This is a genomic window from Ferdinandcohnia sp. GQ5 (genome assembly GCF_059759275.1).
The window spans coordinates 220,062-235,762 of the sequence record NZ_JCAXEW010000005.1; the positions used below are offsets into that span (position 1 = coordinate 220,062).

Genomic DNA, 15,701 nt, shown 5'->3' on the forward strand with positions numbered 1-15,701 from the left:
CCTCATAAGTATTTAATCATATCCCAAGTACACGAATCATTCCCTCAGCACTGCATACGTGGCCCCTTTGTCTTCTACCTTTGGCACTTCCGATAATCTATTAGAACTTTTGATGTTTCGTTAGAAGAGCATTTAACTCTAATTATCTTTCTTCATTTCATCGTCTAAGTTCCTACGCACTGTTCAACTTATGGATTAAGGTCGCTAGATTATAAGCTACGAGCGCATTTTGTATGGCAAGTTATCGTACTCTTAGATGACTACGAAGGTAAAAAAAACAAGAATCACAAAGCTTTCCTAACACACCAAATGAACCGGAGGTTTAATAATGAGCGTAGTGACACCTTCCTACCAGCGATGTTCGTTTTCCATTCAATAAACACTGATCAAAAAGAACGGTTCTACTATTAATCTCCCATCCGCACTTATCTTGACATTGGTACTTGGAATAAGGGCAATCTCGTATAGACTTAGGTGCTAGCATCAAAATGGGCTGGTTTATTATACTCCTCATATTCTTCCTCACAGCCAGGAAAGCGACGGTTTTTGCACACATAATTTCCCGCCGCTGATCTCCACATGAGTACCGGTCATATAGCCACTTGCATCGGAGGCAAGGAATACTATAGGTCTTGCAAGATCCTCCGGTGCTCCCAATCGTCCAGCCGCCACATCTACCGTATAAGAGGCGGTATCGGAATCGTTAAGCCAGGACACTATATCTGTCTTGATAAGGCCAGGTAATATCGACAATACACGGATACCAAACTGAGCGTACTCTGCAGCAAAGGATTTCGTCAGGCTTAGTACACCACTCTTCACGGCCGAATAGATTGCACGGTCGGCATTTGGAATAAGAGCTGAATAGGAGGAAACATTGATTATGACTCCTCCTCCATTCTGCCGCATATATTCTGCTCCAGAAAGGGAACCAAAGAAAACTGCTTTAAAATCGGTGTTTACAATCTGATCCCATTCCTCTTCGGTATAATCCCAAATGCGCTTTCTTATGTTCATACCCGCATTATTGACCCAAACGTCAATACGTCCAAACTGATGATATATATTTGCTGCAAATTCCTTCAGCGCAGTAATATCAGAGACATCCACTGATTGTGTATATACCTTGCATCCCAACGATTCTAATTCGTCTCGAACGCTTTCTAGCTTGCTTTCTGTGCGACCACAGATTGCAAGTGTACACCCTTCCCGTGCAAATTCCAGTGCAGCTGCCTTTCCGATGCCAGAGCCACCACCAGTGATCACTACAACTTTATCCGTCAGATTCAGTTTCATGATTTTTCTTCTCCTTTCCGTTTCCGGCAATATCACCTTATTAAATTCATAAACCTCATATTTTGGTACTAAGAATATTCTAATCATAACTAACACTTCTAAAGACATGTTAAAAGTGTCATTTGACTGTAGTATATCTACACCAATAAATTTTGGGCAATCTACATTAAGTGAAGATTTTATTAAGTAAAACTTAATAGATAGCAACATCCCCGTCATGGATTTACGGCAGAACGAATAAGAAATCGGCCATACAGACAGGCGATAGTAGGAGATTGCGGAGGCTAGGATCGAACAATTCCCTGGATGAACTAGCAAAAAATAAGTAACATTGTTTCCTCTGTATACGAGAATTCGGATTATTAAATTTTACTTAACGAGCCTTAATTAATATTAAATTGTTTTTCATCGCATATAGCATAATGATGCAGATAGGTGATACTTTACAAATACTTGAAAGGGTGAAAAGCATGAAACAATCACCAGATTATTGTATTTTTACGGAAGACAGGCTCAGACAGTGGTGTAAGGTTGCCTTAAAAAAATGTAGGGTCGACGATGACTATGCAACTATAGTAACTGATGCGCTAGTATCGTCTAACCTTCGCGGAGTCGATACACACGGGATCAATCTTCTTCCGTTTTATGTCAGTCGATTTATGACAGCTGGTCACAGCGATATCAGGGTAGTCGATGAAATGCCAGCAGCCTGCTACATAAATGGTGGAGGGAATATGGGGCCACCGGTTTCTGTGTTTGCGATGGATAAGGCAATGTCAAAAGCGGAAAAATGCGGGATTGGGTTTTCAATTGTAGAAAATTCATGTCATTTCGGTGCGGCAGGATATTACACCTGCCATGCAGCACGAGCGGGATATATTGGTTTAGCCTTTACGGAATCTCTTGCGATGATGGCACCCTGGGGAGGACTTGAAGCCTTTGTTGGCAATAACCCGTTTTCCATTTCATTTCCGTGGCGTGAATTTCCAATAATGCTTGACATTTCCAATTCAGTTACCGCGCGAAATAAAATCATATCATATGCGAGAGAAGGATGGGCGTTACCCAAAGATTGGGCAACAGATCGGGATGGGCATCCAACGACGGATGCTCAAAAGGCGCTTGACGGTTTTCTGCAGCCCATAGCTGGTTATAAAGGCGTAGGAATTGCCATGATGATAGAAATAATCGTAGGGACACTTAGTGGCGGTCAGTATTCGAGGGGGATCCTCCCAAATGCTGATACAAGTGGTAAACAGTCAATTCCGCACATGTTTATCGCCATTAAACCGGATTGTTTTATGTCAGAAGAGCATATCAACAGAATAATGGAACAGTTTGTTTCCGATTTTCGTGCTGTAAAGCACATTGAGGGAATTGAAAAACTACTGCTACCGGGAGAACTTGAATGGACACGCGAGCACGAACGTAAAACAAATGGTATACCGATTTCTAAGGCAATTGTTAGTGAGCTTAATAAATTTGCAATAGAATTTGGTGTGGAAGCTCTACTGGAAATCAAATAAAACGATTGTACAGTGGTAAAAGTGTAGACAATCAGCAAGAAGAAGGGTAAATAAAAGTGAAAAGTGCACATAGCCTCTGCTTCGTGCACTTTCTTTGTTTCCTTAATTCCATTCTTATATTACAAACTATGTTCCTGTTTTTATTTCAAGATGTTATACTCTTTTTTAATCGTGAAGAACTTTATCCATCTCAAGCACAGCATGTACATATATCTCCATAGCTGTCAAAAAACTCTCTACATCCAATGCCTCGTCTGGCTGGTGGCTTTCGCCGTGACCTGCATCAAACTGGATATGTTTCTTCACCCACGGGAAATTGGGTCCGAAAGGAATGGCATTTTTTAGCTTACGAGCATAAGTTGCGCCTCCCATGATGTATGGTTCCCTATGTTTATCACCTGTTATCTGGCTATAAGCTTTCATTAATGCCTGAACAGCAGGCGTACTTGGTGGGGTGTAGTATCCGTTGTTGTTATTAATATCACTCAACACCCATCCCCTCTGCCCAAAGAAGTTTCTGAAACCTTCCAACACCTGTTCCACGGTAGAGGTAACACAATACCTTGGATTAAAAGTTAAACTAAATTTACCATCTATAGTTCTCGCTAAACCGCAGGATACCGTCATGCTACCGGATGGCTCATCAGACATAGCCATCCCCTTGCCATAGTCGTCGGCTAATGCTGTTGCGACCGTGGTCATGATTGCACGGTCCTCTGAATATAGGCTTTCACACTTGGCCAACACTTCAGCTAATAAGCGAACGGCATTAACCGTACCTTCTGGTTTGGCCGCATGTCCCGAGCGTCCTCGCGCTTCTAGCGTGATCAGGCCATTACCTCGAGTCAGGGTAAAATCATCGTTTCCGACACACAGCTGCTCCAATTCTTCGTACAGTTCATCATTCAAGTGAATCTGCGCAACCGCACGACCGATGATGACATTCACCATCGTCCCACCACTTACGCTAACAATCTGCTTAAAGGGTGTTTGACAGCTTGCTGTTACTTCCAGCAAGCCTTTTTCACCAATGCATACCGGAAAACTGGTATCAGGCACAATGCACAAATCGAGGGGTGGCTCCTTTTCCGTAAACGCCATCACGTCGTACATATCGTTTTCCTCGTCACTTCCCATAAACGTTAAAAGTTTTGTTCGTACCGGCAACTTAAGTTCTCGTACCGCCTTCATTACATACAGACCAGCCACAACACCACATTTGTTGTCCCTTACTCCACGGCCAATCAGAATACCCTCTTTTTCTACAGGCTCATAGGGATTAGTATAGGTCCAGTCACTCCCTGCGGGTACCACGTCACAATGGCCAAAAAAACCGATAGTTTTATCACCTGTACCATAGCTTGCCACCGCGTAACCCTGCTGAGGATATTCATCAGTCTCAAACTCCAGGCGCCGCGCAAGCGTAGCCGCCGCTTTCACTGCTTCGGCACACTCTTGTCCGAAGGGCATGCTTGGCCCCGCTTCGCTGCGCACGCTGGGTATTCTGCACAGTTCCATAATGTCACGTACCATGGCCGACCTATATTGCCGCATAAAATCATGTACTGCAGCTTCAACATCTCCTGTCATACTCATCTGTCCTTTCTTGCAGTATCCCTCATTAAAAAAATTACTATAGGTCAATCAACAATTATATATACAGTCACCACCGAAGTCATAACTTAGTAGCTATCAGGAATGACTGCAGATCCTTAACAAGATGCTATAAAATGTTGACTATTCAACATCGGTTCCATCCATTCTGAATCAGTGCTCACATCAGCACCCCATATCCGCTCAATTTAAAAGGTAAATCCAAATGGTTCTATCGCGTACTTCGGCATTAAAAATCGGAATGTTTTGGTTCTTTTACTTACAGCAACGCAAACCTGATTGTGTCCGACAATTGACATCAGCATGCATATCTCCTGTGGCTGTAATGTAGTTTTCTCACTAAGTATGCGGAACATTGCTCTTGTACTTTCCCGAATGCACTCATCTGAAGTCTTTTGAGTTGAGATGGTGGTGAAAAAATCCTTATTTTGAAGGACAGGAGCGTTAAGTTTCAAATCCTTACGAACCGTAAAAGTCAAGGTAACATGAGCAGGACATTCGACTCCGTTACTGCCAGCTTCGCCGTCTCCCATCAATGCATGGACATCACCGCAGCCGGCTAAAGCGCCCTCTACTTCAATCGGCAAATATATAGTAGCACCTTCGGCTATCATGGTATTGTCCAGATTTCCTCCCCATGAGCCGTTGTAACCCGCCCAGATCTTTTCTTCTTTCGGTGTAACACCTAACACTCCAATCATAGTTTTTGACTGGAGTTTCAATTTGTCGTTAAAGGTAATTATACTCTCTTTGATAGGGCATACTTTAATGTAGTCACCCTCGAAAAAATCCCCGAGATGCCCGGAAACGTCTTTTCCACCCGAAGCAATGATTATGCCGTCGTCTTTTAACTCAATCTTTTCAATTTTAATTTCCAGAACATCACCAGGCATGGCTCCACGGATGTAAACAGGACCAGTGACTGGATTGACATTGACTTTATCATAAGTAATCGGCTCAAATGGAACATTCCCACTTTGTTTTCGAAACTGATTATTTATATTATCCCTGGTTTCAAATTCTACAGTATCTCCGGAATCAATTGTCAGGACAGGCTCATTCTCTTCGCTCCAAAAACAAAAATATTTTTCATCCGATAAAGTGTACTCCATAGTAAATTCCCCATTCATCATTGTAAATTTATTTTCTTCGAGCTTCACATTCTCCCTACCCAATCTCATTTATGGGATAGGACGGGCGTTTCCCGCTTAGCACTTCATGAATTTGCTCCGCCGCTTGTAGTCCCATCGCGTCCATGGTTTCAAATTTCAAACTGGCACTGTGTGGACTCAAAATAATATTGTCCAGCATGAGCAGGGGATTGTCGTTCTTAACCGGCTCATCGACAAACACATCAAGCGCAGCTGCGTAAATCCATTTCTCTTTTAGCGAAGTAAAAAGATCTTGTTCGTTTACAACAGCGCCACGGGAACAATTGATCAATGTCGCTGTCGGCTTCATCTGCCTCAGAAAACTGGCATTCACCAGTCCGATTGTTTCCGGTGTGGATGGTGTATGCACTGATACGTAGTCCGCTTGCGCAAGCACCTCTTCCATTTCAATTTTTCTATCTATATATTCTAGTTTCGTATCAATGGGCAAGTACGGATCATAACCAATCACATTCATTCCCAGCCCAAGTGCAGCTTTTTTGGCTACCAACCGGCCAATTCTGCCACAGCCAATAATGCCAACAGTTTTCCCAACTACTTCTCTGCCTTTGTTTTTGTTACGTGATTCCCAGTTGCCGTTTCGTGTCTGTCTGTCTAGATATTTAAGATTGGTCGCAACCGCAAGTATAAACGCTATCGTGTGCTCTGCCACAGCATTGGCGTTCCCCGTCGCTGCAATGCAAACCCAAATGCCTTTTTCTGTGCAGGCAGCTACATCTATGTTGTCGAAGCCAACGCCAAAACGGCTAACGACTTTCAGTTTTGGGCATGCTTCAATGATTGACCTTGGATATTGGGCTGTGCGAACCAACATAGCGTCGGCATCTCTTCCATTTATTATAATATTCTCTTCCGAATGATCATTAAGAACAACCACCTCGTACCCTTTTTCCAGCAGATAATTCACACCCAATTCGGTAATAGGTTGTGGGATCAATACTTTCATTAGATATCCTCCATGGGAAAATAATTCCTTTGTTTTGCCACTCGGAACCACGAATGAAAACATATATGGACTATTGGTTTTATGAATAGATGGACATTTCCACCTCTGTCCCAGTATGGCATTGAAAAGACCACTGTATTATATAACCTCCAGCGATTTATTCTTACAGGTCAGCTCATTTGCTCTAACACAACGTTTTCATTTTGTATTCCATTTTCACATCCGATTGTATTTTTAACCTATTAGAACCTAAAGGCATTAAATACGGCTATTGATGTTCTACATGTCTACTTCTCTACTTGTTCCGCACTGATTATATTTCAACCAATGCTCTGACTTTTTTCTCACATTCATAGACAAGGCGATTAATATATCGTTCCCCTCTGTCGGCGGTTGCTGCGCTCGGGTCGCCCAGCACACCATTTTCTGTGATTGCGGATATGCCATCCCGGTACAGTGTTTCCAACGTCTCATCATTCAGCTCAGAGGTATTGCCTTTATCTGCGACAGGCATGTTAACAAGATCGGGGTGAAGCGCAAGCATCATAGAGGTTTCATAATTGCAGGCGTGCCCCATTCCGATGGCTCCCTTCGGCAGACTTTCACTTCTTTCCAGGTCAGGGAGGATTATTTCCATATCCTTAATATTAATAACGTTAAATATTGTAAGCTCCGGATATTTCTTTCTTGCTGCAATTGCTACCTCGTCCAACGACCTATAATTTCCACCGTGTCCTGAAAACATGATGATGTTCTTAAAGCCATGCTTAACGTAACAATCAATGTAATCCTCAACGATTGCAGTAAATGTCTCGGGTCTCAATGTTACCGTACCTGGAAAAGTCATATGGTGTAAGGATAGACCTGGACGAATGACGGGGGCTACCAAAGTCTTGCCCAGACGCTCTGCCAATCTTATTGCTATTTCCTCTGCTACATACGAATCAGTACACTCCGCCAGTTGCGGGCCGTGTTGTTCGACGGAACCCGCCGGAATGATCACCGTCTTAAAACCATCCTCCAGTGCTTGCTTGATTTCAGGCCAACTCATTTGTTCCAAGAATAATGTCTTCATAAAATAACCTCCTAAGTTCAAATGTATTTTGCATATCTGGTTCTCCACATGCATTCTTAAACTGGTTGAATAACTTCAACTTCGGTAAAGTTAATAATTGCTCTGACTTTTCTCTCACATTCATAAACCATGCGCTTAAGATGCCGTTCCCCCCTATCGGCGGTTGCTGCACTAGGATCACCCAGCACACCGTTCTCTGTAATTGCGAATATGCCATCACGATATAGCAATTCTAACGCTTCATCTGTCAGTTCAGAGGTAGTGCCCTTCTCTACGACAGCCATATTAACAAGATTCGGGCACAGAGCTAACATCATTGATGTTTCATAGTCGCATGCGTGTGCCATTCCGATGGCTCCTTTTGGAAGATTTTCAATTCTTTCCATGTCGGGAAAGATTACTTCCATATCCTTGTTGTTTATGCAGTTAAGTATAGTAAGCCCCGGATATTTCTTTCTTGCTTCGATCGCCAACTTATCCAATGTAATGAAGTTGCCGCCATGCCCAGAATACATGATGATATTCTTAAATCCGTGCTTAACATAGCAGTCGATATAATCTTCTACGATTGAAATGAAAGTCGTAGGTCTCAGGGTTACCGTACCTGGAAAAGTCATGTGGTGCAAAGACAGACCCGGTCGGATGGCTGGGGCTACTAAAGTCTTGCCCAGACTCTCCGCCAATCTTATTGCTATCGCCTGTGCTATGTACGTATCGGTACATTCTGGCAAGTGTGGGCCGTGTTGTTCGACGGAGCCCGCAGGAATGATCACCGTCTTAAAGCCATCCTCCATTGCTTGCTTGATTTCAGGCCAACTCATTTGTTCCATTTGAATTGTTTTCATAATATAACCTCCCGTTATTTAGATGTGCGTGGCAGACTTAGTAAGAAAATAGAAAATACCCATGTTGGGAATCAGTCTAACGGTAAAGAGTTAACCCACCGATTTTAGTTGACTTTCTCGGATATTAAGCCAAAGTCGAATCCTAGGTAAACGCTTTCTTTTTTTGTGTATCCGTTTACAAAAGAGGTGCTATTACTCCTGCGATGAGAACGGACGTTATAGTGACCGTGGTAAAACCTGCAATGACCATTTTAGGTATGATGAACTCCTGTAGCCTCTTTACTTGCTCCTCAGGGAGGTTCAGGGTGCGGGTTACATCTGTTGCAATTATCAATGTAAAAGGGAAACCAAACATGGAAGTAAGGGCCAGAGCCGATCCTAGACGGAAGTCCGTTTTTAATAACTTACTCATGATACCGCCGCCGATTGATAGGGCAATAGCGCCAACAAGCAGAGTCACAATGATAGCTACCGTCAAGCCTGCAAGTGACTCAGGAGTAACTGTCGCAAAACTAGGAATCAGGTTACACGCTAGTGTCCACATGATGAAGTTCATCATGCCGGCTTTCTGCAAGGCATTCCTATCGAGGAAGCCAAGTTCTGTAAACAATAGGGCTAACACCAGTGCCAATACGGCAGAAGGTATGTGGGTAACCGTTGAAAGCAAGTAACTCAAATACGTGATAAGAAGCACTTTGGCGACAATCATGGCGGGTGTGTTGATGTTGTCTGGCATTGGCTTAAATAGACGGATGTCAAAAGGCTTTCTTGTCTTACTTGCACTTGTGACGGTCTCAGCCGTAGCTGCCAGCTCTTCGCCGGGCTTGAGAAAAGCGTCGGTCTTGATATATGTTCTGCAGTATTTTCCAAGAAAGTATGATGAAAGTGGCACTCCCACTAAGTTCTGAAGTGTACACAGCAGTACCGCGAATACCGCAATCTCCGGTCTTCCCACAGCATTTGCCGCATCACTGATCATTACGGTCGCTATTATGCCTCCTGAAACGGGTGGTAAGGCAGCGAACGCCATCGAACGGTCGTAAAGCATCGTTAATACAGGTATAAGGATGAGTCCGAGTACAAGTAGACCAGCAAAACAAATCACTACGGTCTTCCATTCGTCAACGAACTGCTTTAACTCTATCATTGTACCCATACTGGTGATAATGAGCATTGTAGCGAATGCGCCTAGTATGGCCACCAGGCCTGTATCTGCCGGCGTTGTCTCGGGTATGAACCCAGTCATATAGCCTACCATATAGATAATACACATGAAGAGCAGACTGTTTAAGATGCCTCTGGTTTTGAAGGAAATGTAATCACCAATGGCGGCTGTGACTGCGAAAAACATAATCGCAAATAATGTAGAACTCCACATAATAATAAACTTCTTCCTTTCTTTTTATAGACTAATAGATTATGGTCTACTATAAAAACTTGGCCTTGTCATGTGCTATGATTCCGAGGTCTTTTGACCTAGAACTTAGTCGTGCATGAGAGGATAATCGATGTTAATCATCCCGTTGAAGTTCTCCGTTGTCACGGTCAAAGTGAAATACGCTATCTCCTCTATTTCCGCTCTTTGGCTATTCCCTAGTTTCATACTTTTTTCATTTGCTACGAATAGTGACAAACAAAGTGTATGTTATCATAGCTCTAAACCTTTTGACCCTCTCATCTCAAATATTAGAGTTAGCTTAATTAAATCCATCTTACTCTAAACGCTCTTTGTCGATATTTTTTTTATATTCTGAAATTTCGGCGCGTGCTGATTGGGCCAACTGAACTGCATCGGACATAGTATAAACAATTCTGTACCCCTTATCGAAAAGCTTTTTGGCAGCTTGTACATTAGGAGCAATGGTGCTGAGAAATTTCTCCGTTTTGAATACTGCATCCTCGATGGTTCGAATTGCATCCTGTACGGCATCGGCTGACGGATTAACCAAATAACCCATGGATGTGGACAAATCGGACGGACCAATAAATATGCCATCGACACCTTCTACCGATGCTATTTCTTCTATGTTTTTCACTCCCTCTGGAGTCTCAATTGCCACAATCACGATTACATCTTGGTTGGCTTTTTGAAAATACTCCATTTTATTTAGACTGTAATTTACAGCCCTGTGGCTGCTTGCAATACCTCTGAAACCCTGTGGCGGGTACTTACAGCACTTCACCGCGTATTCCGCCTCTTCCTTTGTTGACACATATGGAATATGGATCCCGTAAACACCTGTATCAAGGATTTGCTTGATACCTACCACATCATTCCAGGGTGCCCTCACAAAGGGGATGCAATCTGTTCCTTTTGTCGCCTGTATCATGGAGATTGTATCAGAGATTGATGTTGGTGCATGCTCCATATCAATTACCAATATATCAAACCCTGCCTCTGCCAATATCTCGGCGCTTAGGTTGCTGCCAAGCTGTCCCCATGCCGCTAATAATTTTCCACCTTCTCGTAACTTCTTCAGTTTTGCAGTGTCCCAATATGCCCTACTCATAAATGTCCCCCCTTAGAAATTGTTAAAAATAGATTCCGTGTAAACAACGAAGACAAGTTGTTGAATATGCCTTATAACTCAAATATAATGAGGTCAAGATATATAGTCAATCTGTATAAACTGAAGATATCGTTAAGTAAAACTTAATAGGAGATGGAGTCTAATTATGGATTTACGACAGTTAGAATATGTAATCCATCTTTCGGACAGGCAGGTATTAACCAAGGCCGCTGAAGAGTTGTTTATATCTCCGAGTGCGCTGAGTCAATATATCTCTAAGCTGGAAGATGAAATCGGGACTAAGCTGTTCAAACGCGTGACAGGGGCTTGGCCGCTTACAAATGCAGGAAAGATCTATGTAGAAGCCGCACGGGATATTTTGAAAAGGCATCGTCAGATGCAAAAGGAAATTGGCGATATCATAGATTGCAAGAGTGGTGTAATTAAGATTGGTATATCATCTAATAAGGCAAGCGAGATGTTTGCTAGCGTGTTCCCGAAGTTTAACGAGAAATATCCCAACGTAAACATCGAGTTGACCGAGGGACGTGCAAAAGAGATGGAGGACCAGGCAGCAATAGGGTTGCTAGATCTTGTATTTAGCACAACCGGGCTTGAAAATTCCGCGCTTACCTACTGTGGGCTTCTTCATGAAAGTTTTGTGCTGACGGTACCAAAAAAACACCATCTTGCCTATCTAGCAGATTTGGCACAGGCAGGTAGACTAACTAAAATCGACTTAAATCTGTTTAGGAACGAATATTTTATGCTGGCAAACCCTAGCATGACCATCCGTATGATTACCGATAAAATGTTTGCTGAGGCAGGATTTAAGCCCAATATCCTTTTTGAAAGCAGTAGCGCAACAACCCTATACAACCTGGTGGAAAAAGGATACGGCATATCCATCATACCGATGGGATACATCACTCCTAACAGTTCATCGGTATATTTCCTACCTGATCCAGTTGGAGAATGGGATAACATTGTTGCATATAGTAAAGGCAGTCATTTATCCATGGCGGAAAAATATTTTATACATCTCGCAAAAGAATATTATGAAAAATATTTTCTTTTGCAAAAGAAATCATTCATTACAAATCCCGTTTAACACGAATCAATCTACCAATTTTTTTCTGAATTGTTGAAATTGAAAGGTTTAATCACCCTAAAAAACTAGTTGCATTTTCCGTCTTGATCCAGGTGTCTTTGAATACGACACATTCAAAGGTACTTACAATCCGATTAATTACCAATGTTGGCTCAGACTACAACAGGTTTGTATATGTCTGTTAAATGTGCTATTCGCTTCTCCCGTCAGCCGAGAAAAAACGATGAAAATCTTCCTCGTGATATGACATTACAACCATTTGGACTTTATGAACTTTTATCAAACCAAGCCTTCTTCTATGTTTTAACGTGAAATAATAATTTAACCAACTAAAACTTTCCGAATATAGCATATGAAAGATTATTTGGGCATACTTATTTTTAGTTTTTCATGTAAGTTTTGATGCTCGTATATTCCTACGCCTAGAACGGACTCTCAACACTCAAGCTAATGAACATGCCTTGCACACAAAAAACGCTTACAACCATCAGTTGTAAGCGTTGCTTTTCGACATTATTCCTTCAGTTAATACCTCTGGCCCGATTCCATCTCCAGCAATAACTGCAATCTTATATTGTTTTTCCACTGTTTTATCTCCTAGGCTATTTAATCTTTTCTATAATTTATTTACTCTACTGATTTAAAAAAGTCTTACAGTGTGCCCTTTTTGCTGGAAAGTTCATGCCTTCAGACTTCGTAGACTTATGAATTATCTTTATAAACTAATTATTTTTATTCCGAGTGAAAAGCTACTCCAAATGGTTTACGTCTGCAGTAGGAGTTTCTTAGGAAATGAGCATACTAAATTCTATATGTTTAGTTCTTTGTCTTATTGACCAGACTAGTATCCCCGGTGCCCCTAAGTTTCTTTTGATACCTAATAGATCATGAATAACAAAAGTCTAATTAATTTTAAATTTCCGTATTAAGTTATTTAGATGTTCTGCGTTTTCTTCTAACATTTTTGCACTTGCTGATATTTCCTCCATGGAGCTACTTGATTGTTGTGTGGTTGCTGACACTTGTTCAATCCCCGCAGCACTTTCTTCTGAAACAGATGCAATATTTTCAATGGCACCATTAATGGACTTTGTATCATCTAATACTGTATAAAGAGAGGTTGCCATTGTGTTTATCTGATTATCGACTTCTTTTATTGTATTTTTAATGTGTGTAAATGTTTCTCCAGTGGTTTGAATATGACCTGTTCCTTCATCTACTAAGTGGTACCCTTCATCAAGTGAATCCACAACTAGTTTCGACTCATTTTGGATATCCGCTACAATGGTTGTGATATCTGAAACTGACTCACTTACCTGTTCGGCAAGCTTTCGGACTTCATCCGCAACAACTGCAAACCCTCTTCCATGTTCTCCGGCCCGAGCTGCCTCAATCGCTGCATTTAGAGCCAAAAGGTTTGTTTGGGCTGCGATTTCTTGAATTACATTGACGAGTTTAGAAATATCATTTGCCTTTTGATCTAATCCTTTCACTTTTGAAAGAGATTCCTTCATATTTTTATTGATATTCACCATTTTTTGAATAGATTCTTCCATGTAATGACTTCCATCCTCTGTTAACTTAAGCATCATGTCTGAATCGTTTTTAACGGATTCCCCTTGAGTTGCTACCTGCATAATTTCATGTGCGAAAGACCCAATCTTTTCATTCAGAGAAGTAGATGAATGAGCTTGTTCTTCAGAACCTCTTGCCAATTCTTCCATTGTTGTAACTATTTGTTGACTTCCAGCCATCACCTCATCGGCATTTTGTGTAAGTTCTTCGCTTTGGCTAGTAATCATTTCGGAGGATTTTGCAATATTTATAATCATGTTTTTTAACCCTTGTTGCATTTGATTCATTGCCAACGCGAGTTGGCCAACTTCATCTTTTGATTTAAGTTTAATATCTTCATTCGTTAAGTCACCGTTTGCAAGTTGAGTCATACATGTAGACACCTTTTTGATAGGTGAAGAAATATGATTGGCAAACAACCATACCACCAAAATTCCAATAAGCAAGGATATCGCAATTACAAGTAGAACCTTATTCAACACTTCTTCTGCTGGCTTGTTGAAATCCTTCATATACGTACCGGAGGAAACAATCCAACCCCAGTGTGGATCGGTCTTTGAATATGTCACCTTCTGTTCGATTTTATTCTTATCATTCGGGAGAGGGAATTCGTAGAAGGTAAAACCACCACCTTCTTTTCCGCGCTTAATAATTTCTTGTGCATATTTCACCCCATCGGAATCTTTATTATCCCAAATGTTCGTTCCCTCTAAATTTGGGTGTGCTAGTGCATTCCCCTGTTCATCTAGTACAAATAAATACCCATATTCACCTAAGTCAATGTTTTCATTTACCGGTCTGGCGGCTTCCGAATCTTTTTCCCCTAAAATGGAGACCCTTACCTTTTCCTGGGCCTCCTCCAAAGAAAGATTACCTTTTTCTACTTCATTATTTACAGAGTTAATCAACATTAAGGTCATTTCTACACTGTTTTTTAAGTTGGTTTTACCTATTTCGTCTAAACTAGACTTACTTTGTTCGTAGGAGACAAAGCCCGAAATCAATAAAGGAATTATTAATAGCAAGACTGATATAGTTATAAGTTTTGTTTTGATTGTTGAAGAAAAAAACGTTAATCGTTTCAATTTAGCTCACCTTTTTTTCAAATTTGTTTATCAAAGGAATTATAAAATATTAAACATTGATTCAACTTCAACTAGTTCTGTATATTCTTATTTAACAAGTTTATCTAGTGCTTCTTTTATTCGATCCATTGAAAGTGACTTTACAATAAAGTCTTTCACACCTGCTTTGATTGCATCTATTACCATTCCTTGTTGCCCATTGCAGAACACATAATAATTTGGGCATTAGGATGGTTCTTCTTTATTTCTGTCACCGCATGAATACCATCCATCTCAGGCATTGTGATATCCATTGTGACAATTTCCGGGGTTAATTCGTTGTATTTTTTCTATTGCATTAAACCCATTTTCTGCTTCACCTATTACTTCGTGTCCAAGTTTAGTCAGAATATCTCTTAGTTGCATTCTCATGATAGCCGCATCATCCACTACTAATGCTTTCGCCATTATATCCTCCTGTAATCACTCACTATTGATTGTTTAAACTTCAATTGTATCCCTTACCTCATTTATTTCTTCTTTATTTAAGACATGCTCCAAACTCAATAGAAGGAGTAAGCGTTTTTCAAGTTTCGCAACTCCTACTATATAGGATTCATTAATTCCATGTATAACGTCTGTTGCAGAATCAACAAGGGATAAATCAAGGTCCATTACATCGGTGGCTGCATCTACAATTACTCCTATTTGTAAATCATTTATTTCGACAATGAGAATTCTAGTTTCAGTTGTTGGAGTTGTTTGCCCCATTGCTAATCGTTTTTTTAAATCTATAATCGGGGTTATTTCTCCACGAAGGTTGATCACCCCGTTAATAAATTCAGGTACATTTGGAATACGGGTAACTTCTTGAAGTCGCTCGATTGACTTTATCTTTTGTATATCTGCTCCATATTCCTGGTCTTCTAATCGAAAAACAATGATTTTTGATTGACCTTCCATTTTC

12 protein-coding genes and 1 pseudogene are annotated in these 15,701 nt (G+C 41.1%); 2 read left to right on the forward strand and 11 right to left on the reverse strand.

Features of this window, described 5'->3' with window-relative positions; translation table 11 throughout:
- Positions 1-522: 522 nt before the first annotated feature.
- Positions 523-1,383, reverse strand: coding sequence for an SDR family NAD(P)-dependent oxidoreductase (locus tag AC6CHV_RS08490; protein WP_498078708.1), 861 nt, complete (start codon positions 1,381-1,383; stop codon positions 523-525).
- A gap of 383 nt (positions 1,384-1,766) precedes the next feature.
- Here AC6CHV_RS08490 and AC6CHV_RS08495 point away from each other — a divergent pair, with 383 nt between their 5' ends.
- Positions 1,767-2,822: an Ldh family oxidoreductase gene (locus AC6CHV_RS08495; protein ID WP_498078709.1), complete on the forward strand. Its 1,056-nt coding sequence runs from the start codon at positions 1,767-1,769 to the stop codon at positions 2,820-2,822.
- A gap of 165 nt (positions 2,823-2,987) precedes the next feature.
- On the opposite strand, the gene AC6CHV_RS08500 is transcribed toward AC6CHV_RS08495, so the two are convergent.
- From AC6CHV_RS08500 to AC6CHV_RS08530, 7 genes are all read right to left on the reverse strand, one after another.
- Positions 2,988-4,412 carry a Sapep family Mn(2+)-dependent dipeptidase gene (locus AC6CHV_RS08500; protein WP_498078710.1) on the reverse strand — a complete coding sequence of 475 codons (1,425 nt, stop codon included), beginning with the start codon at positions 4,410-4,412 and terminating at the stop codon, positions 2,988-2,990.
- Positions 4,413-4,624: 212 nt separating this feature from the next.
- Positions 4,625-5,596, reverse strand: a complete 972-nt coding sequence (locus AC6CHV_RS08505) for an acetamidase/formamidase family protein (protein WP_498078711.1) — start codon at positions 5,594-5,596, stop codon at positions 4,625-4,627.
- Between the two features lie 7 nt (positions 5,597-5,603).
- Complete coding sequence (locus AC6CHV_RS08510) at positions 5,604-6,554, reverse strand: NAD(P)-dependent oxidoreductase (RefSeq protein WP_498078712.1); 951 nt, start codon at positions 6,552-6,554, stop codon at positions 5,604-5,606.
- A gap of 313 nt (positions 6,555-6,867) precedes the next feature.
- Positions 6,868-7,629 (reverse strand): creatininase family protein, encoded by a 762-nt coding sequence (locus AC6CHV_RS08515; RefSeq protein WP_498078713.1) that lies wholly within the window; start codon positions 7,627-7,629, stop codon positions 6,868-6,870.
- A 56-nt stretch (positions 7,630-7,685) separates the two neighbouring features.
- Positions 7,686-8,474, reverse strand: a complete 789-nt coding sequence (locus AC6CHV_RS08520; RefSeq protein ID WP_498078714.1) for a creatininase family protein — start codon at positions 8,472-8,474, stop codon at positions 7,686-7,688.
- 175 nt (positions 8,475-8,649) lie between these two features.
- A complete protein-coding gene (locus AC6CHV_RS08525; protein WP_498078715.1) occupies positions 8,650-9,852 on the reverse strand; it encodes a hypothetical protein in 1,203 nt (400 codons plus the stop codon).
- Positions 9,853-10,186: 334 nt separating this feature from the next.
- Complete coding sequence (locus AC6CHV_RS08530; protein ID WP_498078716.1) at positions 10,187-10,984, reverse strand: aldolase/citrate lyase family protein; 798 nt, start codon at positions 10,982-10,984, stop codon at positions 10,187-10,189.
- A 166-nt stretch (positions 10,985-11,150) separates the two neighbouring features.
- Between AC6CHV_RS08530 and AC6CHV_RS08535 the strand changes: the two genes are divergently transcribed.
- Positions 11,151-12,095 carry a LysR substrate-binding domain-containing protein gene (locus AC6CHV_RS08535; protein ID WP_498078717.1) on the forward strand — a complete coding sequence of 315 codons (945 nt, stop codon included), beginning with the start codon at positions 11,151-11,153 and terminating at the stop codon, positions 12,093-12,095.
- Between the two features lie 902 nt (positions 12,096-12,997).
- Here the strand turns inward: AC6CHV_RS08535 and AC6CHV_RS08540 are convergent.
- The 3 genes and pseudogenes from AC6CHV_RS08540 to AC6CHV_RS08550 all read right to left on the reverse strand — a co-directional run bounded on the left by AC6CHV_RS08540 (position 12,998) and on the right by AC6CHV_RS08550 (position 15,697).
- Positions 12,998-14,755, reverse strand: a complete 1,758-nt coding sequence (locus tag AC6CHV_RS08540) for a methyl-accepting chemotaxis protein (RefSeq protein ID WP_498078718.1) — start codon at positions 14,753-14,755, stop codon at positions 12,998-13,000.
- A gap of 87 nt (positions 14,756-14,842) precedes the next feature.
- Positions 14,843-15,202: pseudogene (locus AC6CHV_RS08545) on the reverse strand (response regulator).
- Between the two features lie 33 nt (positions 15,203-15,235).
- The gene (locus AC6CHV_RS08550) at positions 15,236-15,697 is read right to left on the reverse strand and encodes a chemotaxis protein CheW (protein ID WP_498078719.1); all 462 of its coding nucleotides are present in this window, start codon (positions 15,695-15,697) and stop codon (positions 15,236-15,238) included.
- Between the last annotated feature and the right edge of the window lie 4 nt (positions 15,698-15,701).

What these genes read in the sequence shown, in the direction of transcription:
- AC6CHV_RS08490 (WP_498078708.1), bottom strand. Translation starts at nt 1,383, where the DNA reads ATGATTAGAATATTCTTAGTACCAAAATATGAGGTTTATGAATTTAAT.
- AC6CHV_RS08535 (WP_498078717.1), top strand. Translation starts at nt 11,151, where the DNA reads ATGGATTTACGACAGTTAGAATATGTAATCCATCTTTCGGACAGGCAG.
- AC6CHV_RS08515 (WP_498078713.1), bottom strand. Translation starts at nt 7,629, where the DNA reads ATGAAGACATTATTCTTGGAACAAATGAGTTGGCCTGAAATCAAGCAA.
- AC6CHV_RS08510 (WP_498078712.1), bottom strand. Translation starts at nt 6,554, where the DNA reads ATGAAAGTATTGATCCCACAACCTATTACCGAATTGGGTGTGAATTAT.
- AC6CHV_RS08520 (WP_498078714.1), bottom strand. Translation starts at nt 8,474, where the DNA reads ATGAAAACAATTCAAATGGAACAAATGAGTTGGCCTGAAATCAAGCAA.
- AC6CHV_RS08525 (WP_498078715.1), bottom strand. Translation starts at nt 9,852, where the DNA reads ATGTGGAGTTCTACATTATTTGCGATTATGTTTTTCGCAGTCACAGCC.
- AC6CHV_RS08530 (WP_498078716.1), bottom strand. Translation starts at nt 10,984, where the DNA reads ATGAGTAGGGCATATTGGGACACTGCAAAACTGAAGAAGTTACGAGAA.
- AC6CHV_RS08500 (WP_498078710.1), bottom strand. Translation starts at nt 4,412, where the DNA reads ATGACAGGAGATGTTGAAGCTGCAGTACATGATTTTATGCGGCAATAT.
- AC6CHV_RS08550 (WP_498078719.1), bottom strand. Translation starts at nt 15,697, where the DNA reads ATGGAAGGTCAATCAAAAATCATTGTTTTTCGATTAGAAGACCAGGAA.
- AC6CHV_RS08495 (WP_498078709.1), top strand. Translation starts at nt 1,767, where the DNA reads ATGAAACAATCACCAGATTATTGTATTTTTACGGAAGACAGGCTCAGA.